18 protein-coding genes and 1 pseudogene are annotated in these 24,797 nt (G+C 63.6%); 12 read left to right on the forward strand and 7 right to left on the reverse strand.

Annotated elements, in window-relative coordinates; genetic code table 11:
- Positions 1 to 109: 109 nt before the first annotated feature.
- The 4 genes from ACSVHC_RS15670 to ACSVHC_RS15685 form a co-directional block, all read right to left on the reverse strand.
- Entirely contained in the window at positions 110 to 1,534 is a 1,425-nt protein-coding gene (locus tag ACSVHC_RS15670) for a Rep family protein (protein ID WP_439181395.1), read from the reverse strand.
- 327 nt (positions 1,535 to 1,861) lie between these two features.
- Positions 1,862 to 2,113, reverse strand: a complete 252-nt coding sequence (locus ACSVHC_RS15675) for a hypothetical protein (protein WP_439181108.1) — start codon at positions 2,111 to 2,113, stop codon at positions 1,862 to 1,864.
- A complete protein-coding gene (locus ACSVHC_RS15680) occupies positions 2,110 to 2,322 on the reverse strand; it encodes a hypothetical protein (protein WP_439181109.1) in 213 nt (70 codons plus the stop codon). Before ACSVHC_RS15680 ends, ACSVHC_RS15675 begins: the two co-directional genes overlap by 4 nt.
- Positions 2,323 to 2,575: 253 nt before the next feature.
- The gene (locus tag ACSVHC_RS15685) at positions 2,576 to 3,985 is read right to left on the reverse strand and encodes a recombinase family protein (protein ID WP_439181110.1); all 1,410 of its coding nucleotides are present in this window, start codon (positions 3,983 to 3,985) and stop codon (positions 2,576 to 2,578) included.
- Between the two features lie 20 nt (positions 3,986 to 4,005).
- Here ACSVHC_RS15685 and ACSVHC_RS15690 point away from each other — a divergent pair.
- The 6 genes and pseudogenes from ACSVHC_RS15690 to ACSVHC_RS15715 all read left to right on the forward strand — a co-directional run.
- Positions 4,006 to 4,800 (forward strand): annotated as a pseudogene (locus ACSVHC_RS15690) (LLM class flavin-dependent oxidoreductase); the annotation flags it as partial.
- Positions 4,801 to 4,885: 85 nt separating this feature from the next.
- Positions 4,886 to 6,142 carry a uroporphyrinogen-III C-methyltransferase gene (cobA, locus tag ACSVHC_RS15695; RefSeq protein ID WP_439181111.1) on the forward strand — a complete coding sequence of 419 codons (1,257 nt, stop codon included), beginning with the start codon at positions 4,886 to 4,888 and terminating at the stop codon, positions 6,140 to 6,142.
- 98 nt (positions 6,143 to 6,240) lie between these two features.
- On the forward strand, positions 6,241 to 7,707 hold the full coding sequence (locus ACSVHC_RS15700; RefSeq protein WP_437771155.1) for an FAD-dependent oxidoreductase: 1,467 nt from the start codon (positions 6,241 to 6,243) through the stop codon (positions 7,705 to 7,707).
- Positions 7,708 to 7,802: 95 nt separating this feature from the next.
- Positions 7,803 to 9,182 carry an MBL fold metallo-hydrolase gene (locus ACSVHC_RS15705; RefSeq protein ID WP_437771154.1) on the forward strand — a complete coding sequence of 460 codons (1,380 nt, stop codon included), beginning with the start codon at positions 7,803 to 7,805 and terminating at the stop codon, positions 9,180 to 9,182.
- A 132-nt stretch (positions 9,183 to 9,314) separates the two neighbouring features.
- A complete protein-coding gene (locus ACSVHC_RS15710) occupies positions 9,315 to 9,719 on the forward strand; it encodes a hypothetical protein (RefSeq protein ID WP_437771023.1) in 405 nt (134 codons plus the stop codon).
- A gap of 32 nt (positions 9,720 to 9,751) precedes the next feature.
- Complete coding sequence (locus ACSVHC_RS15715) at positions 9,752 to 10,750, forward strand: transposase (protein ID WP_437771022.1); 999 nt, start codon at positions 9,752 to 9,754, stop codon at positions 10,748 to 10,750.
- 60 nt (positions 10,751 to 10,810) lie between these two features.
- On the opposite strand, the gene ACSVHC_RS15720 is transcribed toward ACSVHC_RS15715, so the two are convergent.
- Both ACSVHC_RS15720 and ACSVHC_RS15725 read right to left on the reverse strand, forming a co-directional pair.
- Positions 10,811 to 11,491: a FadR/GntR family transcriptional regulator gene (locus tag ACSVHC_RS15720; RefSeq protein WP_437771153.1), complete on the reverse strand. Its 681-nt coding sequence runs from the start codon at positions 11,489 to 11,491 to the stop codon at positions 10,811 to 10,813.
- On the reverse strand, positions 11,488 to 12,753 hold the full coding sequence (locus tag ACSVHC_RS15725; RefSeq protein WP_437771152.1) for an MFS transporter: 1,266 nt from the start codon (positions 12,751 to 12,753) through the stop codon (positions 11,488 to 11,490). Before ACSVHC_RS15725 ends, ACSVHC_RS15720 begins: the two co-directional genes overlap by 4 nt.
- A gap of 145 nt (positions 12,754 to 12,898) precedes the next feature.
- Between ACSVHC_RS15725 and ACSVHC_RS15730 the strand changes: the two genes are divergently transcribed.
- Together ACSVHC_RS15730 and ACSVHC_RS15735 are read left to right on the forward strand one after the other, a co-directional pair.
- Positions 12,899 to 13,330, forward strand: coding sequence for a hypothetical protein (locus tag ACSVHC_RS15730; protein ID WP_437771151.1), 432 nt, complete (start codon positions 12,899 to 12,901; stop codon positions 13,328 to 13,330).
- Positions 13,327 to 15,459, forward strand: a complete 2,133-nt coding sequence (locus tag ACSVHC_RS15735) for a hypothetical protein (RefSeq protein WP_437771150.1) — start codon at positions 13,327 to 13,329, stop codon at positions 15,457 to 15,459. Before ACSVHC_RS15730 ends, ACSVHC_RS15735 begins: the two co-directional genes overlap by 4 nt.
- A gap of 105 nt (positions 15,460 to 15,564) precedes the next feature.
- On the opposite strand, the gene ACSVHC_RS15740 is transcribed toward ACSVHC_RS15735, so the two are convergent.
- Positions 15,565 to 17,007 (reverse strand): PucR family transcriptional regulator, encoded by a 1,443-nt coding sequence (locus tag ACSVHC_RS15740; RefSeq protein ID WP_437771149.1) that lies wholly within the window; start codon positions 17,005 to 17,007, stop codon positions 15,565 to 15,567.
- 144 nt (positions 17,008 to 17,151) lie between these two features.
- On the opposite strand from ACSVHC_RS15740, the gene ACSVHC_RS15745 reads away from it, so the two are divergent.
- The 4 genes from ACSVHC_RS15745 (at position 17,152) to ACSVHC_RS15760 (ending at position 24,770) form a co-directional block, all read left to right on the forward strand.
- Entirely contained in the window at positions 17,152 to 18,582 is a 1,431-nt protein-coding gene (locus ACSVHC_RS15745) for a gamma-aminobutyraldehyde dehydrogenase (protein WP_437771148.1), read from the forward strand.
- A 58-nt stretch (positions 18,583 to 18,640) separates the two neighbouring features.
- Positions 18,641 to 20,005, forward strand: coding sequence for a 4-aminobutyrate--2-oxoglutarate transaminase (gabT, locus tag ACSVHC_RS15750; protein WP_437771147.1), 1,365 nt, complete (start codon positions 18,641 to 18,643; stop codon positions 20,003 to 20,005).
- 183 nt (positions 20,006 to 20,188) lie between these two features.
- Positions 20,189 to 21,382 (forward strand): acyltransferase family protein, encoded by a 1,194-nt coding sequence (locus tag ACSVHC_RS15755; RefSeq protein ID WP_439181113.1) that lies wholly within the window; start codon positions 20,189 to 20,191, stop codon positions 21,380 to 21,382.
- Between the two features lie 253 nt (positions 21,383 to 21,635).
- Complete coding sequence (locus ACSVHC_RS15760; RefSeq protein ID WP_437771145.1) at positions 21,636 to 24,770, forward strand: hypothetical protein; 3,135 nt, start codon at positions 21,636 to 21,638, stop codon at positions 24,768 to 24,770.
- Positions 24,771 to 24,797: the final 27 nt, after the last annotated feature.

Here is a 24,797-nt window from a genome sequence, read left to right on the forward strand (position 1 = left end):
CGGGGGCCGCTGCGCGGGGCATCCTCGGCGCTAGGCGCCTCGATCCACCAATCTGTCAGGGCTCCACTGGAGCCCTGACAGATTGGCCGGTGCTGGCCGTCGAAGGCGCTCATGCCGCAGCCCCTGCGAGCAGTGCCAGCGGCACATCCCGGCTGTGCTCAGCGAGCCCGCCCAGCAACGCGTCGACGGCATCATCCGCGGCATGCTCCACAGAGGATTCCGGCCCGTAGGTCAGCGCTGCGTACGGCGCCTGCCGGTGATAAATGTTCCCCGGGACGCCGCCGTTATGTTGGCCGGCCTCCAGCGTGCATTTATGCCACTCGTACGGCTCGACCTTCCCGATGTGCTGCACGAGGTAGCGCAGGATGTCGTCCTCGCGGAATACCTTCACGACCGACGCCAGGCGGCGGATGAATTGGTCCAAAGCCTCGTCAACGCTGCCCTTTTGGCGGGCGTAGAAGAAGAACTCCACCGGCTCGATGGTCGCGGTGATCACGATCAGCCTCGGGGCAACTTCCCCCTTGTTCTTGTAGCGCGCCTTCGCCGGGGATGCGTTGTACGGATCGAGAAGGAGCAACCAGTCGTTCGCGTCCATGGCCGAGGCCCGCAGATCGTCCAGCAGCAGGACCTCTTCTCCGCGCCAATCATCCAGAGGGTTCGAGGTCGCCGCCCGATAGATCTGCCACCTCTCCCCATGCGCCTCGGCAGCCGTAATCGCAGCCGAGATGAACTCGCTGGCGAACCGGGTCTTGCCAACTCCGGCCACGCCGTAAACGAACACGACCTGCGTCGAGAACTCGCCCGCGCGCAACTTCGCCGCCGCTCGGTATGCGCGGCGCTGGCCATAGGCCGACAGCGCGTCGTCGATCTCCCGTGTGTGCCGAGAGTAGATATCAAAGAGACCATCCGTGAGCATGATCTGATCGCGGGTGATCTCGCCCTGGAGCACCCGCTCGCGCATGTCTTCAAAGTCCTCGGCCACGCGCTTCTTCTTCACGTGAGCGCGCCCCTTCAGCCACGCCCCGCGCCGCTCTGCGTCGACGCCCAAGTAGTCGGGACCGCGCACCGTCACGACCTCCGTGGGGGCGTACTGGTACTTTTCGGGGTACTTCGCGTGCGTCAGGTACGAGAGCATGTTGTCGTAGGCGTACCGCCCAGGGCCCGGCTTCTCGACGTACTGCGGTTCGATGCCGATGACGTCGGCGAGCCGAGGTATCGGCGCACTCTTAGCGCGACTGACGAACTTGATCACTCCGTGGATATGGGTAGGCTTCAGCTCGACGACGAGCGCCTTCTGTACGTCACTCCACACTTCGCGCAAGTCCTTGTCATGGATGATCCCGCAGGCTTCCTCCACCTCGCGGCCGTCTGCCTCGAGGCGCTGCACGACGTACGCGAGGATCGCCTTAGCGCCCCGCTGGAGCAGCGCGGCACCGTTCGCATCGTTTACAGCCCACGACCAGTACGCCGGATCGAGGAATTGCGTTATGGCGATGCTGGTGGGGTTGTTCTCCTCCCTAGCCACGGCTACCACCACCTAGAGCCTGGGCGGTGGTGCCGTCAATAGGAAAGGTGCCGCTAAATGACCCCCTATTGAACCCCAAATGAGCCCCTAAAGGACCCCGCGGATTCACGCGGGGCACCGAAACCAGAAAGCCTGAGATACCAGGCATTTCGTTGCATGGTGCGGCAATCGACAAGCCCTTGCCGCACCCGTAGGGACCAAATAGAAGCAAAAATCCTACGAGACCCTTTCGGGCGGATACATTAGCGGGCAGTTCGCTGCGCTCGTGCCAGGCCAGACCCTCCTGAGCGGGGGGCGGAGTGGTGGAAGCGATGCTGCCGGTGCTGGGCGTCGTGCTCATCGGTGACCACCACCCTTGCCGTAGCGCTTGATGACAGCCTGGTGCGTGACGCCGAGGGCGTCGTCGATCTTGACCCAGGTCACGCCGTCGGCGCGGGCATCGGCGACGGCCATCTCGACAACCTCATTGAGCACGGACCGGAGTACGCCGAGGTCGTAGAGACGGGCCTCGGTGTCGGCAAGGGAGGGATCGCCCTGACGCCAGCGGAAGCCTTCGACGTGGCGGAATGCGGCGGCGTTGGCGCTCATCGAGCACCCCCCATCACGGAAGCCACCACGGCGCGTTGGCGCGGAGTCAGGGGCGTGCGAGCGAGTCGCTCACCGGCCAGGCGACCAGCGGCGCGCGCAGCGGCGATGACGGGATCCAGGCCGTCAACCTTCTGAATGGAGACCGAGCCTTGGTCCTGACCAAGGCGGTCCGGCGCGGATGCACGGGGAGCGTCGATAACGACAGACATCACGAGAGTCCTTACGGGAGGAGCTTTCCGCTCCACTCCCGACAACGAGGGCGGACCGATCCCCGTTGCGTTGGACTACTTTCAGTTCGACCGGTGGTTGCGGTCTCCCTGTACCTCGGTCTGTCGCCACCCGAGATGCCATGAGCGAGGTGGAAACCCGGTGGCGAACCGGGCTGACGCCGACCTCTAGCGATGTCTGCAACGATTCTCTCACAACCGGACTTACCACGACAAAGTCCGGTCGAGTCTTGAGTCAGTTGCGACGCGTCTCTATCCGAATGAGGTCCGGGTCGAATTTCACGTGCCCGGGCCGGATCGGCTCAATGGTCACCGAAACCAGCTCGTCCACGAGCAACCGACGACGGTCCATGTCCAACGCCTCCCACTTCCGCGTGACTGTCTGAAGGCGCTCAGCGGTGCCGACCGGATCGTCGATGCCGACCAGGAGGTCCGCGGACGGCGACAGCGTGCTGTCCAGCAGCTCAGTGTCGATCTCGGTGATGCGCGCCTGGGCCAACCCGAGCCCCTCAGTGATGTTCTTGACCGGCTGACGCACGTCAGCGAGCAGCGGGGTCAGCTCCTCGATGCGCTCAACGAGGGCCTTGCGCTCCGACAGCAGCGCCTCGCGGTCGATGGCCTCGTCTTCCTGTGGTGCGATTAGATCATGAACATCCATCGCCGAGAGCCGCGTGAGCACGGCTTCAACGACCATCGCATCTACGGCATCGCGCTGTCGCGATAGGTGGAAGTGCTCGCCGCACTTATATGTGCCGACCCCACGGCTGTTGTTCCCGGAGACGAGCGTCGCCCCGCACTTCCCGCACAGGCCGACAGACGACAGCAGGTATTTCGGGGCATTGCCTTGCCTCGCTGCCCGCCGTTCATTGTCCTCCAGCTTCGCCACCGCTGACCTCCACATCGCCTCGCTGACGATGGGCGGGAACGCCTCTCCCTGGACCGGGAACAGCTCACCGGTCGAGTACTTCTTGATGAAGCCAGCGTAGAGCGGGTTCGCCAGCAGGTAGCGCACCGCGTCGATGGAGAACTCAGAGCCGCGGGCCGTGCGGTGCCCGGCAGCATTAAGATCTTCCCGAATGCGGCGGATGGACAGCGACGGCATCCCGAGGAAGGCGTCGAAGGCTCCCCGGACCGCCGCCGCCTGCTCGGGGATGATCTCGCCGTCCTTCGTCCAGCCGAATGCGGTCCAAGCCGAGCCAGGAATCCCTTCAGCGCGTCGCCGGGCATTCGACCGCAGCTGACGCTCGGACTTTCTGCGAGTCTCGAATCGGGCCATGATTGTCAGGAACCCTGCGCGCATCTCGCCGTCCGCCGTCGAGAGATCGATCTCTCCGTCCACCGTGGCCACGTTGACGCCTGTGTCCATCAGCGTGTTCATGTCGCGTGTCGAGCGTAGTAGCCGGTCGATGTCCACGGCGACGACCAGTTCGAACCGTCCCGACTCGGCGTCGTGAAGCATCCGTGCCCAATCCGATTTGGGCCCACGAGGCTTCGAAGCCGAAACATCATTATCTTCGTACCACTCCACGATCTTCCAGTCACGGGCGCTGGACAACTCCGCGATCTTGCGGCGCTGAGTCTCGACGCCCCACCGTTCACCCGTGGCGTCCATCGAGATGCGTACGTACGCCGCTACAGTCTTCATGCACCCAACGTTACAACCCCGACATGCGCTACGAAAACCCGCTGTACATGGCCGAGGAAGCCGCGGCCACTGACCTCATCAGCCAAGGCAGGCTCCAGTTGGGCATCAGTCGTGGTTCACCCGAGCCGGCCCTGCACGGCGCCCGGTACTTCGGCTACGCCCCGGCCGAGGGTGAGGACGACGCCGCGATGGCCCGCCGCCACACGGCCGTATTCCGGCACGCCATCGCAGGCCATGGAGTGGCCGAAGCCGATCCTTCCTTCATGGGCGGCGGGCGTGGCCTCCTGCCGATCCAGCCGACGTCGCCCGGGCTGCCGCAGCGCATCTGGTGGGGCGCCGGCACCCGCAAGACCGCGGTCTGGGCTGCGGAACACGGCATGAACCTGATGAGCTCCACCCTGCTCACCGAGGACACGGGGGTTCCCTTCGATCAACTCCAGGCCGAACAGATCAGCATGTTCCGCGAGGCTTGGGCAGCCGCAGGACACGGTTTTGAGCCGCGCGTTTCGGTCAGCCGCAGCATCATTCCCGTGGTTGACGCCGAGGACGAACACTATTTCGGGCTCCGTGCGCAGGTGGATAACCGCGACCAAGTGGGCATGCTCGACGGTGCCTTGTCGCGGTTCGGCAAGAGCTACGTCGGCCCACCCGATGCTTTGGCCGAGGAACTCGCGCAGGACGCCGCGGTACAGGCTGCGGACACGGTGCTGGTCACCGTGCCCAACCAACTAGGGGTGGAATACAACATCAAGCTGCTGGGTAACATCGCCAAATACGTGGCTCCGGCGATCGGCTGGGAGGCGCCCAGCGCTTAGGCGTAATGTGACGCCGGGTTACCTAGCGTGAACTGGTGTTTCCGGACCTTTGAAGCATGTTACGGCCCGGCCCTACAGTTTTTTCATGGCAATACAGGACATCTACCCCACAGCCCTGCGGCTGCTTGGCCGCCCGGTGCTGGTGGTGGGCGGCGGACCCGTGGCCGCGCGACGCGCCAAGGGACTGCTCGACGCCGGCGCCCGGGTGACCGTGGTGGCCCCCGTTGCCTCTGACGCGCTCCGCGAACTCGCCGCCTCCGGCCTGCTCACCTGGGAGCCGCGCACTTACCTTTCCTCCGACGTCGACGGCGTGTGGTTCGTCCAGACGGCCACCGGCGTTGCAGCCGTGGACGCCCAGGTAGCCGCCGACGCCGAGGCGCAGCGCATCTGGTGCGTCAACGCCTCGGACCACGAATCCTCGGCAGCCTGGACCCCCGCCGTCGCCGTTGTGGACGACGTGAAGATCGCCATCAACGCCGGGGGAGACCCCCGCCGAGCCATGGCGTTGCGCGACGCAGTTGCCACCGCGCTTGAGACGGGAGACCTGCCCCTCCGCCGTCGTCGTGCCTCGACCGGAAGCGTCGCCCTCGTGGGTGGCGGCCCCGGTGACTCTGGCCTCATCACCGTTCGCGGCCGCCGCCTGCTGGGCCAGGCCGACGTCGTCGTCGCGGACCGCCTCGGACCGCGCGACTTGCTGCAGGAACACGCTCCGGACGTCCGCGTGATCGAAGTCGGGAAGACTCCCGGCCACCACCCCGTGCCGCAACTGGAGATCAACCGGATCCTGGTGGAGGAAGCCCTGGCCGGCCACCGTGTGGTCCGACTCAAAGGCGGCGACCCCTACGTCCTGGGCCGCGGCGGCGAGGAAGCAGAATTCTGCCGGCAGAACGGCGTCGAGGTTGAAGTGGTTCCCGGTGTCACGTCGGCGATCTCCGTACCGGCGGCAGCCGGCATTCCCGTGACGCACCGCGGACTTGCGAAGGGCTTCAGCGTGGTGACCGGCCACGAGGAACTGTCCGAAGTCCCGGCGCGGCCTGACCACACCGTGATCCTGCTCATGGGCGTCGCCAAACTCCGCGAATCCGCCGCTGCCCTCGCGGAATCCGGAATGCCCTTGGACACGCCAGTAGGTATCGTAGAGAACGGCTACATGCCCGAACAGCGCGTCACGATCGGCACTTTGGCAACCATTGCAGACCAAGCCGAGGCAACCGGCGTCGCAAATCCCGCAGTGATTGTGATCGGCGATGTCGTCCGTGTCAGCCCGTTTGCCCCCGAACATTTCAAGACCGCTGACTACAGCACCCTGACCCCCAACAAGCCCCGCGTCGTTACCCCTTAGCCCCTCACCCAACTAGCTCGCAGTTGTTGTCGTTATGAGCCCTCAAAACGACAACAAATGCGAGCTAGTTGGGAAGCACACTGAAAAGGAACACAGCCGTGTCATCAAGCACCACCGTAGGAACCGCCGCACGTCCGCTGCGCGTCGCCGTCGTCGGCTCCGGCCCGGCCGGCGTCTACGCAGCTGACATCCTGACCAAGAGCGAGGCCGTCAAGAGCGGCGAGCTGACGGTCAGCATCGACCTCTTCGACCGCTACCCGGCCCCCTACGGCCTGATCCGCTACGGCGTTGCCCCGGACCACCCTCGCATCAAGGGCATCGTGAACGCCCTGCACAAGGTCCTGGACCGCGGCGACATCCGGTTCTTCGGCAACGTCGACTACGGCACGGACATCTCCATCGAAGACCTGCGCACCCACTACGACGCCGTGATCTTCGCCACCGGCGCCATCAAGGACGCGGACCTGAACATCCCCGGCATCGAGCTGGAAGGCTCCTTCGGCGGCGCCGACTTCGTCTCCTGGTACGACGGACACCCCGACGTTTCCCGCGAATGGCCGCTCGACGCCACCTCCGTGGCCGTGCTCGGTAACGGCAACGTGGCGCTCGACGTCGCCCGAGTCCTCTCCAAGCACGCCGACGACCTGCTGGTCACCGAAATCCCGGACAACGTCTACGCCGGACTCAAGGCTTCCCCGGTCACGGACGTGCACGTCTTCGGCCGTCGCGGTCCCGCGCAGGTGAAGTTCACCCCGCTGGAGCTCCGCGAACTGTCCCACTCCAAGGACGTGGACATCATCCTCTACGCCGAGGACTTCGAGTTCGACGAAGAGTCGGACCGCCAGATCCAGACGAACAACCAGACCAAGACCATGGTGGGCACCCTCACCAACTGGATCGCCGAGCAGCCCGAGGACCTCTCCGAGCTCAAAGCCTCCCGCCGGCTGCACCTGCACTTCCTGCACAGCCCGGTGGAGATCGTGGACTCCGCAGAGACCCCCGGCAAGGTTGCCGCGATCAAGTTCGAGCGCACCGAACTGGACGGAACCGGCAACGCGCGCGGTACCGGCGAGGTCGTGGACTACCCGGTCCAGGCCGTGTACCGTGCGATCGGCTACTTCGGTTCCGCACTGCCGGACGTAGAGTTCGACCACCGGCGCGGGGTCGTCGCGAACGACGGCGGCCGCGTGCTTGACGCTTCCGGCGAGCACGTTCCTGGCTTGTACGCCACGGGTTGGATCAAACGCGGCCCTGTCGGCCTGATCGGCCACACCAAGGGTGACGCCCTGGAGACGGTCACGTACCTCCTCGAAGACCGCGAAAACCTGCCGGTCGCCGCAGTTCCCGAGGCGGACGCCGTCGTCGAGCTCCTGGACGCCCGCGGCGTGAAGTTCACCAGCTGGGAGGGCTGGCTGGCACTGGACGCCCACGAGCTTGCCCTTGGCGCCGCCGCTTCCGAGGCCGGCACCTCGCACGGCGTCGAGGTCAAGCGCGAACGCATCAAGGTTGTACCGCGTGAAGACATGGTGGACATTTCCCGCGACGGCGTGGCGGCACAGGTCTAGCTCCTACAACGCGAGGTCACTTAGCGCCCATCCGGAGCATCGGAATGGGCGCTAAGTGACCCCGCGTTGCTCTCTATCGGGGTTAGACTCTCCGCATGGACGTCGTCGTCGTCGAAACGACCCAATTGGGGGACCGCAGCTACCTCGTTCACGACGGCACGGTGGCGCTCGTGATCGACCCCCAGCGTGATACCGACCGCGTCGAAATGGCAGCCCGAAACGCCGGCGTGACCATCACGCATGTCGCTGAGACCCACCTTCACAACGACTACCTCACGGGTGGCCTGACCCTTGCCCGGGAACACAACGCCCGCTACCTGGTGAATGCGGCGGACAACGTGGCGTTTGCGCGTGAGCCCGTTGTCCCGGAGGAGACCTTCAAAGTAGGCAGACTTTCCGTCAAAGCCATAGCGACCCCTGGGCACACGCACACCCACCTGGCCTATGTCGTTTCGGACCCTCACGCCGGTGCGGGCGTCCGGCAAGCCGTGTTCTCTGGTGGCAGCCTGCTCTACGGTTCTGTGGGCCGAACTGATTTGATTACCGCGGAGGACACCGCCGGGCTGGCCCATGATCAGTATGCCTCAGTCCGGCGGCTCGTGGCTGAGGCAGCACCGGACGCGATCCTGTACCCCACCCATGGCTTCGGTTCGTTCTGCTCCATCGGTCCCGCGAGCAGGATTCCCGCATCGACGATCGGGGAGCAAGCCGCCACCAACCATGCGCTCACCGACCCGGACGAAGACCACTTTGTCAGGCACCTCCTGGCGAATATCACGGCCTATCCGAGCTACTACGCGCACATGAGTCCACTCAACGCCCTGGGCCCGGGCCCAGCGATGCTCGACGTGCCGGAATCTCTGGAATCCGCGGAACTGGAGCGCAGGCTCGAGGCAGGGGAGTGGGTGGTGGACCTGCGCAACCGGGTCGCCTTCGCGGCGAGCCACCTGCGCGGCAGCGTGGCCTTTGAATACGGGACGGGATCGAGCTTCACAAGCTACCTCGGTTGGGTCCTGCCCTGGAATCAGCCGCTGACCCTGCTGGGCGACCGTGACGACGTCGAAAAGGCCATCCGCGATCTCGCAAGGATCGGATTCGACTCCCCGGATGCCGCCGTCGGCGGGGATATTGGGGCTCTGGCGCCAGGCGCGTCTTTGGTGCAGTACCCGGTCACCGACTGGTTCGGGCTGGTGCGCGACCGAACCCCCGGTGAGACGGTGCTGGACGTGCGCCGAACCGAGGAATTTTCCGCGTCCCACGTCCAAGGCGCGGCGAGCGTTCCACTGCACGAGCTTTTGCTCCGGCTGGACGAACTGCCGGACTCCAGGATCTGGGTGCATTGCACCTCCGGCTACCGGGCCAGCGTCGCCGCAAGCCTGCTGCATCGTGCCGGCCGCGACGTGGTGCTCATCGACGCACTCTTCCGCGAGGCAGCCGATGCCGGCGTTGAGTTGACGCGCGCCGCTCCGGCCTAAGTGAGCGAGGGTCCGGGAAAAGCAGGTCATAAGTGAGCGGGCGTTGCTCAAAACCCGGTCATATGTGAGCGGGCCCCTCATCGTCAAGCTGGTTGTGAGTCATTCATTACCTTTTGATTGAAGGAGCCGGCGATGGCCGTTGATAACAAGGGTTTTACGCGTGAAGAGATCCGTGAGTTCATGCATGAGTACTATTTGCAGCCGCACGGGTCGAGGAAGGAATGGATGGCCTCGACGTCCGTTTCGGAATGGACGTTCCGCCGGTGGCGCAAGATGATGGTCCAGGGCGATATCGACCGTGGCCTGATTCCGCGGGAGCATGGAGGCATGGTCCCGACGAATCGTGAACTCTCCGCGTTTGAAAAAGCACGCGCGAAGGAAATGGCTGCCCACCGTGCCGAAGTCGAAAAACTCCAGAAGCGGGTGCAGGAGCTGGAGGACACGAATTCCGCGCTGGGAAAAGCTATCGGGCTCTTGCACGAGTTGAGCGTGCCAGAGCCCGATACAACCCCGACGAGCGCTCACAACGATTCATAGCGGCCGAGAACACTCTGGTCCTGGAACTGCATGTGATCATCGGCTCCCAGCGGACAGCGCTCAAGCTGGCGGGCCTCTCGCGCGGGACCTGGCATTACCGGTCCAATCCCCGTCCGGCGGTGCAGCACCCGATCCACCAGAGCGACCGGGCCTACGAATCCCGGATCAGCTCCGCGCATCAGGACCGGATCCTGGGGCTCATCCTGGCCAGCTGGGAGAAGGGCAACTCCGTTGACCATGCCTTCGCCACAGCCTGGGACAACGGCGAGCTGCTCGCCTCCAACCGCTCGTGGTGGCGGATCGCGGCAGACTACGAGGACCAGCAGGCCCGCCCAACCATCCCGCGCAAGCGTTGGGGCACGCGTGGTTCCTCTGAAAAGCCGGTGGTCAAGGCCACCGGACCCTGCCAGGTCTGGTCCTGGGACATCACCGACATCTATGCCAAGTGGCAGGGCAAGGTTTTCAAGGTGTACTCCATCATGGACATCTTCTCCCGGGAAATCGTCGGCTGGCGGGTGGAGGAACGCGAGTCCGACCACCTCGCCGCGCAGATGTTCAAGACAGCCATCGCCCGGCACGGCGCCCCGCGCATCGTGCATGCCGATTCAGGCCCGGCCATGAGATCAACCCTGCTCCGTGACACCCTCACCGCCCACGGCGTGGAACTCAGCCATAACCGCCCGTACGTCTCCAACGACAATCCCTTCTCGGAGTCAGGCTTTCGCACGATGAAATACCGGCCCGGCTACCCCCGGATCTTTAACGATCTCGAGGCCGCCAGGGAGTACCTCACCTGCTACGTGCACTGGTACAGCACCGATCACAAACACTCCGGCATCGCACTGTTCTCACCATCACAGGTCCACGACGGGTCGTGGAAAGAACTCTGGACCAAGCGAGACAAAGTCCACCAGGACTACTACGAACGACACCCGGGAAGATTCCGCCGCCGACCCACCACACCGGCCCCCGCCACATACGCCGGGATCAACCTCCCCCAGACCAAAACACCCCAAAAACTAGCCCAGTGACTCCACACAGCTTGACAACTTTCGGGCGTCGCTCAAAACCCGGTCATAGGTGAGCCGGCGTCAGCTGTTGATCCATTCCGCGGAGAAGTCCAGGTTGCGGTAGACGCTCGCGACGGCGGCGGCCTGGTCGCGTGCTTCGATGGCGTCGGCGAGCTCGTCGTGACCTTCGTGCGGGATGCCGTTGAAGCCGGCCTTGCGTTGCTGGCGCAGGAGATCGTCGTGGAAGACCCCGCCGAAGGACACATACAACTGGTGCAGCAACGGGTTGCCCGAAGCCAGCGCCACCCGTTCGTGGAAGTCCCAATCGGCCCGGGCCCAGGCTGGGTAGTCGGCGGCGAGCCACGCGTCGTGGCGTAGTTGGAGAAGGGCCCGCATGGCGGCGATGTCCTCGGCCGTGGCATGCTTCGTGGCCAGCCGGGCGGCCTGGGTGTCGAGCCCCACCCGGACCTCGACTACGTGCTCCTGCGTATGTTCCTTGTACATGCGTTGGGCTGCGCCGGAGATCTCGCTCGTGGCCCTGACATAAGTGCCGTCACCGCGGCGGACCTCCAACATGCCGCTGTGCGCCAAGGCTTTGATGGCTTCGCGGAGTGTTCCGCGCGAGACTCCGAGCGAGGCCATGAGTTCCGGCTCGGCCGGAATCTTCTCCTGCAGCGGCCACTCTCCGGACTGGATCATGCCGCGCAGTTGCCTGGTGACTTCCTCGGCCAAGGCGGGCCGGTGCGAAGGTGTCAGGCTCATGCCACGGGCCTTGGTCCGGCCTTGATCGGCGTGCGTTTGCTGGTCAGCTGGTGGCAGGTGACCATGAGGGCCAGGGCCGCCACGGCAAGGAGCGAGAGGGGGAGGGTCCAAGCTCCGGTGGCACTATGGAGCAGGCCCATGCCGAACGGTCCCAACGCCGCGATCAAGTACCCCACGGACTGTGCGACGGTGGACATGGCGGTGGTCTCCGCCGTCGTACGCCCGCTGCGGCTGATGATCACCAGGACCAACGGGAAGATGCCCAGACCGAAACCGAACATTACGGCGGGAACCGAGGCGAACGACGTCGGGAGCAACAGCATCGCGGGGATCGCCAGAAGGGTGGTCCCACTACCTAGGTACAGAGCCGGCCGCATCATGCCGGGTCGAGAGCCAATGGCCAGGAGGATCATGCCGGCGGCCACCGAAACCAGCTGCATGAGTCCGAACTGCAGGCCGCTCTCGGAGGCGCTCAGTCCTTGGGTTGTCAGGATGTATGCAAACCAACTCATCACGGCATACGCCAGGAGGGCCTGCAACGTGAAGATGGATGTGATGAGGAATCCCAACCGGGTGCGCAGGAGGGGCCACATGGATACGCGCTCCTGGTTGGCCTTCCGTGTAGTGCTATGGGTGTGGAGGACCATCGGGAGGAAACCAAGAAGTGCGGCGACGCCAAGGAGGCCCCACGCCGCCAGTCCCATCGACGGCGAGCCCAGTTGCTGCGCCAAGGGGACGCTGACCGCTGCAGCGAAGGTGGCACCGCCGGACATCGTGAACGTGTAAAGGCCGGTCATCAGGGAGGTCTTGCTTGCATAGTGCTCGCGGATGTAAGAGGGCATGGCCACGTTGCACACCGCCAGGCCGGACATCGCCAGCACTGTTCCGGCGAGGAGGGCGCCGGTCGCGGGGACGCTGCGGACCAGGAGCCCGGCCGCCAGCATTGCCAGCGCCACGAAGATCGACTTCTCAACGCCGATCCGCCGTGAAAGCCACGAAGTGCCCAGTCCTGCAACGGCGAAGCACAGCAAGGGGATGGACGGAAGAATCGACGCGACAAGCGCCCCGTAGCCGAGGAAAGCCTGCAGATCGTGGAACAGCGCCGCCGCGCTCGTAATGCCTGCGCGCAGGTTAAGGCCGATCAAGATGACGGCGATGATCCCGACGACGGCGACCACCCGGGATTTCGGCGCCACCGTACCGCCGCTGGTGGGCACAGTTGTTGCTTCCGTTGCGTGGGGAGTCGGGTGAGTTGAGGCCATGCTTAAAGGTTAGACGTTTGATGTTTGGCGCGGGAAGTTTTGTGGTGGAAATCTCCCGGTTGAAGTCCGGGCGCTGGTAGTCTCGCAACTGTTGCTGGCCAGGAACACGGTTCTGGGCAGGTTATGAACATTTTTTGGGGGAAGAATGCAGAACTGGCCCTTTACTGTCGTGCTCGCTGCCGTCGGAATTTTTACTCTTGGCGCTTGCGGCGCGCCGTCGTCAGCACCACCTCCGAGCGCCGCCGCACCACCTTCCGCGCCCGCGACGACTCCTTCGCAGCCGTCGCCCGCGCCGAGCGTATCCGCGCCGGATTCTCTCGTCACTGATGCGCTGAAGAATGTGCAATGTGCGGCCGACGCTCACGGCATCTGGTCTTTCTCCGGGACGCTGCACAACACCGGAACGGCATCCGCGAAGTACACGATCGCGATCGCCGTGGGAACGACAAGCAGCGTGGCCGGGCACGCGATGATCGAGAAGGAAGTCGCTGCCGGCGCCAGCACGGAAGTCCGCGCAGCAGAAGTCGCCCAGGCGGCACCTGCCGGCTCCACGTGTGATGCGGTGGTCTCAAAGTGACGGGAAACAGCGCCACCGGGGCTATCCGTGTCTTAGCAACGTTTGTCCTGACCGCAGTTGTCGCGGCCGGGCTCGCGCCCACGGCGGCAACCGCCGTCGCTCTCCCAGCAGTGGAGTCTCCGACGCGTTCTCCCGCCGTTTCAACGTCTCCCGCACCTTCCGAGACCGTTGCCCCTCAGCCGAGCAACGGCACGGCCCCGGCTCAGGAACCGACGGGGACGCCGGCGACGACAACTCCGCCTGCGACGGCTCCAACGGCGCCCTCCTCGGTGCCCGCGCCCGCTCCGACCCGGGACGCAGCGCCCGCAGCCCCGCCGAACATCGCTCCGACCGCCGTCGACATCGTTCCTACAGGAGCGATCGCGGCCAAATGGCAGCTATTGGGCGGTGCGGCGGGACCTTTGGGGGCCGCTACAGCGGACGAATCGTGCGACCAGGATCTCCTTTGCGTTCAGTTGTTTGCCGGCGGACGAATCTATTACACGGCGCTCACTGGTGCTCACGCTGTGCTGCTCACGGCAGGAAAGACGGGGCCCCAGTGGCACGCAAGCGGACAGCTTTCCGCGTTCGGCTATCCCCTCGGCGAGGAAAAATGCGATAGCAATGGCTGCTATCAGAAGTTCTCCAGTGGTTTGGATATCACGTGGAGCCCTGCCGGGGGTCCTCAGACTGTCTGGACCAAGGGTGGCATCGGCGACTCCCTGTTCCGCTTGTATGGTGGCTACGCCGAGGCGGGGTACCCCACGAGCCCGGAACTATGCGATCTGGTGAACGCCGGGTGCCAGCAGAGCTTCGGGAATCTGAGAGTTCTGTGGAGCTCGGCGTCGGGAGCGGCCGGAGTGTGGACACCAGGGGCTATTGGCGCAACGTATGCTGCGGCCGGAGCTGAATCTGGCTGGCTGGGGTATCCGACAACCCGCGAGACCTGCGGACTCAAGGCCAGCGGCTGTTACCAGATGTATCAGCACGGAGCCATCATCTGGTCACCGGCCAGCGGGGCGCGGACAAGCCACGGCGGCATTCGCTCTGCATGGGCCAGTGCGGGCTTCGAAAACGGACGGTTTGGCTATCCTGTTTCCGACGAAATCTGCGGCCAGCCAGCATCCGGTTGCCTTCAGCAGTTCCAAAGCGGCGTCATCTACTGGTCGCCGCAGACCGGGGCGAATGGCGTCAACGGCGGCATCCGTTCCCAGTACGACAACATGGGCGGACTGACAGGCGGCTATCTTGGCTATCCCTTGGGGGGCGAGGTGTGCGGCCAGCGCGACGGCGGGTGCTACGAGTGGTTTCAAGGCGGCCTCATCTTCTGGTCGCCGGCCACAGGGGCACAGCCTGTTCGGGGAGCCATCAAAGCCAAGTACGAACAAATGGGCTGGCATCTGAGTTACCTCGGCTATCCGGCGACGCCGGAGACGTGCGTCAACGGTGAATGTGTCCAAGCTTTCCAGGGCGGGTTCCTGACGTGGACGCCGGCCGCTACCCGCGACTACAGGCAAAGTGAGTGCACGGGGTTGAACGACGGCCGAGTGAAATACTCCTCTGGAAACGCCAACCACGTGACCTTGGTATATACCGCCGCCTACGGGCAATCGTTCGCCGGAGTTGCGTACTGCAAGCGGGTGGCAGGAACGTACGTGGCCGAGTGGACCACGAGCGGTTTCGTGGGCGCCAGCGGGTTCAAGCCACCCGGAGTTCCCTCGGGTCCTACCCGCTACAACTACTCGCCCACCGGCTCGTTCTCTGTCACGGAGGCGTTCGGCCTGGGTAATCCGGGGACGGCCCTTCCGTACCGCACGCTGAACCCCGGTTCGCGCTGGGGTGGAAATCCATGGACCGGGAACTACAACACGTACTTCGAATCCAGCTCGTGGGTGGGTTATGACGAGAACATGTGGTATTTCGCTACGCGCCCGCAGCATGATTACCGGCAAGGGGCCGTCATCAACTACAACCGTCCCCCTGATTCTCCAATCGTCCAAGACGCCGGATTTGCCATCTTCCTGCACGAAAACAAAGTGCCTACCGCCGGGTGCATCTCGCTGGACGATTGGGCGGTTGTGGACTTCCTGCAAAAGTCGACCCCTGGGGACAGGATCATCATGGGTGTTGCCGCCGACATCTTCCGCTAGGCCCCGTCGCGGTGGGAGCCCAACTGACTCGCAGTAAATGTCGTTTTCAGCCCTCAAAACGACAACAAATGCGAGTTAGTTGGGCCGGCCGGCCGCGAAGAACCCTCAGCGCGGGTTGCGCGCTCCCAGCCGTTGCACCGCCAGGGCAAGCCACAACTGCACCCGGTCCGGCGTCTGGGCAGGGTCATAGCCGGTGAGGTCCGTGATTTGCGCCAAGCGGTAGCGGACCGTATTGCGGTGCAGGGTCAGGGCTTCTGCGACGGCGGCCACTGAACCATTGTGGTTGAGGTAGCTTTCCAGGGTCGAAACGAGCTCCGAGCCGTGCGCGGCGTCGAACTTGCGCAGGGGAGTGAGGGCTTCGCTGGCCATATCGGCCAACGGCACATCCTCGCTCGCGAGCAACAGCGAGGTCAGGCTGAGCCGCTCCGGTTCGTTGACGGGCAGGCCGTGGGCCACGGCGTCGCGCGCTTCGAAGTAACTCCAGCGCACGCCGTTCGGCTTGGTGTACGCGCCGCCGATCCCGATCACCGCATGGATCCCCGCCTCCAGAAGGTGATCACTGAGGTCCTTCGCGAGCGCGCTCGCGGAACTGCCGTCGTCGGGCACTACCGTCACCAGGTCCTTCCCGACGACGGCGGTCACCCCGCGGTCGAGCGACTGCGGCAGCGAGGTGCTGCCGAGCTGTTTGTGGTGCGCTGCGGAGACCACCAGCAGCACCACGTTCTTGCGTGTGCTGTTGATTCCGACGCCGGCCAGGCGGCGGGCGCCCTCTACCGTGTCCAGCGTTCCGTGGATGACGTCGTCCAGCACCTGGCCCGCCAAGGCCCGCTGGCTCTGGCGCTGCTTGACCATGTTGTTGAGTTCCACGCTGATCAGGTTTTGCGCATAACTGACAATCCCGGTGTCGCCGAAGGGCTGCTTGATCCATAGGGTGCAGGCGTCGCGGCGGCCTGTCGGGATGGGGAAGGACGCCCAGTCGTCAGCCGTCGGTGCGGGGTTGCCGGCCACACTGTTGTAGAGCTGGGCGCTGAACTGCGTGAGGGCGATGTCGGTCCGGAGCATGCTGCCCAACTGCTTGAGCAGCTCGCCGAGTCCGCCACCGGTCAGCAAGGCCCGGGCCAGGATCTGGTGGCCCGCGATGAGTCGCTCCAGCTTCGAGTAGTGGTCAGCGGATTGGGAATCGGCCACGAGTTTGCCGATGGCGATGAAAGGGGTCTCGTACGGGACTTCGACGAGGGGCAGGCCCCAGCGGTTCGCTTCCGCAATGAGGGCAGGGGGCATGGCCTCGTGGGTCAGCCCGGTGCCGAAGCCGATGCCGACGGCTCCCGCGCGCTGGACCTGGCGCACGAAGCGGCGCTGTTCCGCGGCCCCGTTGAGCCTGAGGCCGGTGGTCAGGATCAGCTCGCCGCCGTTGAGGAAGCGTTGGGGATCCTCCTGCTCGGTCACGGCCACCCAACGGATATCTTCGTTCCAGGTGGTTTCCGCGAGGCCGGCTTTACGGAGCCGAAGAGAGGGGACGGCGACGAGCGCGGCGAGTGACATTGCCATGCCAAAAAGGATATCCCGGCACTGGTCATTCGCACTAAGTCGGGGTGGTCGGGGTGTGCACCTGACTATTCCGCGCTGCGGGGTGCTGGCATAGGCTCGGAGCAGCTGCAACCAATGCCTAGACACCGAAAGAGGTTGTACACCGTGGTCCAAACCTTGCAGAACTTCATCAACGGCGAGTTCGTCACGCCGGCAGGCACCGAACTGCTCGACATCGTGAACCCCACCAACGGGGAGATTGTCGCCCAGGCGCCTATTTCCACGGCGGCCGACGTCGATGCGGCCATGAACGCGGCGAAGGAAGCCTTCAAGTCCTGGAAGCACGTCACGCCCGGCCAGCGCCAGCTCATGCTGCTCAAGCTCGCTGATGCCATCGAGGCCAACAGCGACGAGCTCGTTGAGGCACAGCACCGCAACACCGGCCAGGTCCGCGCCCTCATTGCATCCGAGGAAGTTGCCGCTGGCGCAGACCAGCTCCGCTTCTTCGCCGGGGCTGCGCGCATCATGGAAGGCAAGTCCGCAGGCGAGTACTTCGAGGGGCACACCTCGTACGTCCGCCGCGAACCGATTGGCGTCGTGGCCCAGGTTGCACCGTGGAACTACCCGTTCCTCATGGGCATCTGGAAGATCGGCCCCGCCCTCGCAGCAGGCAACACCGTTGTTCTCAAGCCCTCCGATACCACTCCGGAATCCACCTTGGTCCTGGCCCGCCTGGCGGGGGAGATCTTCCCGGCCGGTGTTCTCAACGTGGTCCTCGGCAACGCGGCCACCGGCTCGATGATGGTCGAGCACAAGGTCCCTGGCCTGGTCTCGATCACCGGTTCCGTACGTGCCGGTATTGCCGTCGCGAGCGGGGCGGCCAAGGGACTCAAGCGCGCCCACCTGGAGCTCGGCGGCAAAGCCCCGGCCATCGTCTTCAAGGATGCCGACATCAAGAAGAGCGCAGCGGCCATCGCCGAATTCGCCTTCTTCAACGCCGGCCAGGACTGCACGGCCATCACCCGCGTGCTGATCGAGGACTCCATCCACGACGACATGGTTGCCGCCATGGTGGAGCACACCAAGACGCTGCACACCGGTTCGCAGAACGACGAGGAAAACTACTTCGGCCCGCTCAACAACGTGAACCATTTCAACGCCGTGAACTCGGTAGTGGAGCACCTTCCGGCCAACTGCAAGATCGAAACCGGCGGCCACCGCGCAGGTGACAAGGGCTTCTTCTTCGAGCCCACCATCATCACCGGCGCCAAGCAGACTGACGACGTCGTCCAGAAGGAAACCTTCGGCCCCGTCATCACCGTCCAGAAGTTCACCACCGAAGCCGAGGCACTCGAGCTGGCCAACGACGTCGAATACGCCCTGGCATCCAGCGTCTGGACCACGGACCACGGCACCGCCATGCGGATGAGCCGCGACCTGGACTTCGGTGCGGTCTGGATCAACACCCACATCCTGCTGACCGCTGAGATGCCCCACGGCGGCTTCAAGCAGTCCGGTTACGGCAAGGACCTGTCCATGTACGGCGTCGAGGACTACACGCGCATCAAGCACGTCATGTCCGCCCTTGATGCCTAACTCAGGCATATAACGCCCGACGCCCACACACGGTAAGCATAAGAAAGAAAGAACCATCATGACCGCAACAGCACATGAAATCACCTACCGCCTGGACCAGAGGCGCAGCATCAACGGCGCCTTCCCCGGCCCCAAGTCGCAGGCCCTGAACGAGCGCCGCGCGGCCGTCGTCGCGGCTGGTGTGTCCTCGGGCGTGCCCGTTTACGTTGAGGACGCCGACGGCGGCATCATCCGCGACGTCGACGGCAACTCCTTCATCGACCTCGGCTCAGGCATCGCTGTCACCAGCGTGGGCGCCTCGGATCCCGCCGTCGTCGCCGCCGTCCAGGACGCTGCAGCGCACTTCACCCACACCTGTTTCATGGTCACACCGTACGAGGGCTATGTTGCCGTCGCCGAGCAGCTGAACCGCCTCACCCCGGGCGACCACGAGAAGCGCACCGTGCTGTTCAACTCCGGCGCTGAAGCAGTGGAGAACGCCGTCAAGGTGGCACGCCTGGCAACCGGCCGTGACGCCGTCGTCGCCTTCGACCACGCTTACCACGGCCGCACCAACCTGACCATGGCGCTCACCGCCAAGGCCATGCCGTACAAGACCAACTTCGGCCCGTTCGCGCCCGAGGTCTACCGCATGCCGATGAGCTACCCGTTCCGCGAGGAAAACCCGGAGATCACCGGTGCCGAGGCCGCCAAGCGTGCCATCACCATGATCGAGAAGCAGATCGGCGGCGACCAGGTTGCCGCGATCATCATCGAGCCGATCCAGGGCGAGGGCGGCTTCATTGTTCCCGCTGAGGGCTTCCTGCCGGCACTGTCCGCATGGGCCAAGGACAAGGGCATCGTCTTCATTGCCGACGAGGTCCAGTCCGGTTTCTGCCGCACGGGTGAATGGTTCGCCGTCAACCACGAGGGCGTTGTCCCGGACATCATCACCATGGCCAAGGGCATTGCCGGCGGCCTCCCGCTGTCCGCGATCACCGGCCGCGCAGACCTGCTCGACGCCGTCCACCCGGGCGGCCTCGGCGGCACCTACGGTGGCAACCCGGTTGCTTGTGCTGCAGCTCTTGCGGCGATCGGCACCATGGAACAGCACGACCTCAACGCCCGCGCCCGCCACATCGAGGAAGTCGCACTCGGCCGCTTGCGTGAGCTCGCTGCTGATCCTTCTGCAGGTGGTGTCATTGGCGACGTCCGTGGGCGCGGTGCGATGCTGGCGATCGAACTGGTCCAGGCCGGCTCCAAGGAACCGAACGCGGAACTGACCAAGGCTGTTGCCGCCGCGTGCCTCCAGGAAGGCGTCATCATCCTGACCTGCGGTACCTACGGCAACGTGATCCGTCTGCTGCCGCCGCTGGTCATCAGCGACGAACTGCTCCTGGACGGCCTCGAGGTCCTGGCAGCGGCCATCAAGGCCAACGCTTAGCACTTCGGGGAAAGCTTGGCGTCGCCCTGACCACGACGGAAGAGCCGCGGACTGACCGTCCGCGGCTCTTCCGTCGTCTGGCCATCTTTGAAGAGTCCGTTGACGGCCAAGAGTAGACCACGGGATAATTCGCACGATGATGGAGTCCACGATGATGGAGTCATTGATGCACAGGATCGCCCGATGACCGCCCCGTCAGCTGCGGGAGCCGCTGAACCTCCAGACATGGGAGCTTCGGATTCAGCCACCGCTGAAAGGCCCGCACTTTTTCGGGACCGATATTTCGACTTTCTGCGTGCCATCGCGTTGATCCGGATCGTTACGCTTCACACTTTTGATACGGCGGTCTGGCTTACCGTTGCATTCCCCTCAATGGGAGTGATGTTTGCGCTCGCCGGCTCCTTAATCGCCCGATCGCTCGAGCGCCCTGCTGCATCAGTATTAAAGAGTCGGGCACGGCGTCTCCTGTTCCCGCTATGGGCTTACAGCTTGACGGTCGTGGCTGCTTTGCTCCTTGAAGGATGGCGGCCTGAACCAGGAGATTCCGGCTGGTGGCTTCGCTTGCTACTGTGGGTGTTTCCGATCATCGATCCACCGTTCCCTGGTAGCGCTGTAACGGACGCCGGCTTTGCCGTCTCGGCGTGGCCCTTGGCAGCGGACATCCTGTGGTATGTCCGCGCCTACCTCCTCTTTGTCCTCTTCTCTCCTATGATCCTGGCGGCGTTTAGACGCTGGCCCTTGGGAACCCTTTTCGCGCCGCTCTGCCTAGCGTTCGTATTTGGCACCGGGTTAGTGGAAGTTCAGGGGTTGGCCGCCCCTGCAGTGACCGACTTCGTCGTCTTCGGATCCTGCTGGATCCTTGGGTTCGCGCACTACGGTGGCCTCCTTCGAAAGCTTTCTCCCCGGCTGAAGCTTTCCGGCGGGCTCCTGCTCATGATCGTGGGCCTGCTGTGGGCCGCAACCCACCTTGGCGACGGTGGGTGGGACCTTGGTACGATTCCGTTCGCCCAGGCCACGTGGTCATTCGGTTCCTGCGTCCTTCTGATGGGCTTTTCTCCGTCTTGGAATACCCTCCCAAAACGACTACATAAGTTGGATAGACCACTAATCCTGATCAACAACCGCGCGGTCACCATTTACCTGTGGCACAGTCTGGCACTGATGGCAGCGGTGTATGTGAGCAACCTGCTATGGGACATTCCATTCTTGAGCAATTCAGCAGGTTGGCTTTTGGATAGCCAGATTTCTGAATACCTCGCGGTGTGGATGGTTCTGCTGCTGCTGATACCCCTGGTCGGTTGGATCGAGGATATCGCTGCCAAACGGCGCCCCCGCCTTTGGCCTTCGGGAATAAAAAAAGCGGGTAGATACGCGTGAAAAGCGAGTAAGTGCCCGCGTGCGAACCAAGTGTTCGAGCTGCTTTTCGAGTGGAGGCAGCATAAAACAGGTAGTCCGACTTGCAAGAGCAGCCCTCCAAGGCCTAGTTACGGGTGAGGAGCACTCGCGTCACCACTGACAGCGCCGCCGTAAGTTTGACAACGAGTCTCCCCAAAAGTCGAAGGAGGTCCGTCATGGTCCCGAACATCCTCGCGACCGGAGTCCCGACCGGGATCGCTTCCAGGGGCAATCCATGACGACGCGCTCGACTGTCCCGCAAATACTGCCTCTTGGCTCGGTCAGCTCCGAGCTCGCGGCACCTACCGGACATTTGAAAGTTGCCGAACACAACGGTCTGTTGTCTATTTCGGCCGGGGTAGTCGGCCTGCTGAGCTACGGTTGCAACCTCTTGATGGCGAATGCCCTGGATTCCGGGAGGTACAGCCAATTCGCTGCAGGGCAGATGATGCTTGGCATCGTTGGGATCGTCGCTTCGGCCCTGGTGCCCTTGCCGTTGTCTCATGCAGTCGCGATGCATTCGACCGGATCAGAGCCTCGACGTGACGGCATTGCATTCGCAGCGCAAGTCTCCCTGCTGGCCGGAATTCTTGCCGCCTTGGTTGCAGGTGGGGTGACGCTTGCCTTTGCTCCTCCCACGATGGCCGCGGCAGTGGCTGTCGCAGCCCTGGCGCTGTTCCTGGTCGCGGCGCCGTCCGGATGGCTGCAAGGTGAGCTCCGGTTCATGCGCTACGCCTTAACGTCTATTGGCGAAGTCGTCCTACGCCTCTTGTTCAGCATCCTCGCCATTATTCTGATCTGGGGGCCTGACGGCGCGATTCTAGGCTTCGTCATCGGTGCGCTTGCGCTGCTTGCAGTTCCTTTCTCCTTCTACCGGGACCTGACTTGGCGTCCCCATGTTCTGCGGCAAAAGTGGCGCTGGGTCGAAACCGGCGATATCGCGCTGACGTTGTGCGTTGTTTCGGTGCTCGTGGGAGCAGACGTAGTTGTGATCGCGTTTCTGGACGGAGGTTCCGACGCCTCTTCGGGTTTCCAGGCGCTGGCCACTATCGCCAAGGGGCCCGTATATGTTGCTGCCGGCACCGTATTGGTAGCATTCCCTTTGTTGCGTACCCCGGGGGCCCAACTCAATAATGTTTTGAGCGCTTCATTGCGTTCATTCGGTCAACTCGCCCTCGTGGCGTTTGCCGTGATCGCGACGGTGCCAAGGGGGCTGGCGTCACTGATCTTGCCTGAGCGCTACCATGTGGCGCTTTCGCTATTGCCGTGGCTGGCGGTCTCAGGCCTCAGCTATGCGACACTGACGGTGCTTGCTACGGTTCTGCTTGCTTTGCGTGCCTACCGGCGCTGCCAGCTGGGTCTAGGCGTCGCCTGCATCCTGGTGCCCGGAGGGCTTTTCGCAGGATGGCAACTCAACGGAGTAGACGGCTTGGCAATTGGCTGTGCTCTGGGATCCATGCTGGCCGCAGCCGTGCTGGCGGCAATCTCTTATCCCCTGTTGCCGCCTGGCACCGCGACCGACACGGTTCGAGGAATTGCGGCGGCCGTAGCGCTCATTGTCCTGTTGTCATTGGTCAGTCTTCAACCCGCTCTCTGGCTGCTAGTTGTACTCGGAATTGGCCTAGCTGTCCTGGCTCGCCAGCGAGGGAGGAGGCCCGTCAACTCAAAGTGGATCAGGCGCTTCCGTCGCTTGATGGTGCTTCGTGCATCAGGGTCGGCAGACGTGAAAGCGATGCTACGTAAATTCTGGTTTTCGGGGTCTCGGGATGATACGCAAATACAGCCGGATCCCACCGCCGTCGCGACTGAAAAATCGTCCAAACATCGCGTGAGCGGACGGGTACTTCCCATTACGGCCCATTCAGCGAGGACTCTGGCGGCCTTTGTCTTGATCTCGGGCATGGCGTTAGGTATCCGCTGCGTCGGATTGCTACAGGGGTTCGAGCTTTGGGTTGACGAAATGCTCTATGCCAAACTGGGCCAATCTGTCAGCGCAGGGCAGCTTCCCAATCTTCCGGACGGCCCTTTCTTCCTCCATCCTCCAGGGTTCTTCCTTGTAGAGGGCGGCATCATCAACTTGTTCGGGATTTCAGGTGGCATCGTCGATGTCGTTCTTGACCTCCGGTGGCTTAATGCCGTGATCGGGTCGACATCAGTAGGACTGGCATTCCTCGTGGTCCGAAGGGTCGCAAACAAGCCGGCTGCCTGGGTAGCCGCAGTAGTGCTGTCGTTTGAGCCCTTCGTGTTACGCAATAACAGCCACGTCTTTCTTGAAACTCTCGGGATGGCCGCAGTCCTCGGCGGCCTGATGCTGCTGGTGGCCCAATTGAAGCGGCGGGCGAATAAGCTTGCCGTCCCGCAGCTGGTACTCGCCGGGTTGCTTCTGGGCTATAGCGTGCTCACCAAGGACGTTTTTGCGCTCTGCACGATCGTACCCACGATCGTAGGTACTTTCTGGCGACGTACTCTTCGTATTCGGGACGCGGTCATCGTTGTGGCCGCCACGGCCGCGCCATACATTCTGTACTTGACAGTCATTGCAATCCAAGGACAGTTCCCGGAATGGGTGTGGGCCAAAACCAACGGAGTGCAACGCCTGATCGGCGTCGAGAAATCTACGGGATTCACTGCGGCGGGTTCCCCTGATTTTCTAACCCGGTTGGTCGACCAAGCAGGTCATTTTGGCTCGAGCTATCTTTTGCTGGCGCTTTGTCCGATTGCCGCTTGCCTGGTGTGCTTTAGCCACCGCGCCGATCGACGCATGATCGGGCTTGTCAGCCTGGCATGGGGTGCGTTCGGCTTGTACAGTGCCGTATTTGGGACGTTCGAGGAGCAGTATGGATACGGCGTTGTTCTCGCGGGCGTCTTGAGCGGAACCGTCCTTGCCGCGGAAATCGTGGAAAGACGTCCGCGATTCCGTTGGACAATCATTTCCGGCGCCATTGTCCTGATCGGACTGGCTATGGTGCTCGGAATTCGAACTGAATTCACCGCGGACAACGGATATGTCCAAGTGCGGAATTGGATTCAGGGAAACTTGCCGGCCGATGCACGAGTCAGCGTTACGAACAGTACTGGGCAATTCATGTTCGCGGAGGATCCGCGTTTCGGCGTCTGGCCTTCTGCGCCGTTGATGGAACAGAGCGGAGCCACTTACATCCTCACCCAATCCCTCCCCACAAGTCAGGGATACGGCTATGCGCAGCCGGCGATGATCTCGTGGCTGTCTGCGAAGGGGGTGCCCTTGATCATCGTCCAGGGGCCGACAAACGGATCAACAACGCTGTGGCGTGTCAGTGAGGCGGACCTGGCGGAGGCGGCCGCCGCTGGCGTTGGAACACCAACCCGAACCTACGCCACCGAGCGGTAGCTGCCAGACGGGTGATTCTTCCGATAG

Source organism: Arthrobacter sp. KNU-44, assembly GCF_051843155.1.
GTDB lineage: Bacteria > Actinomycetota > Actinomycetes > Actinomycetales > Micrococcaceae > Arthrobacter.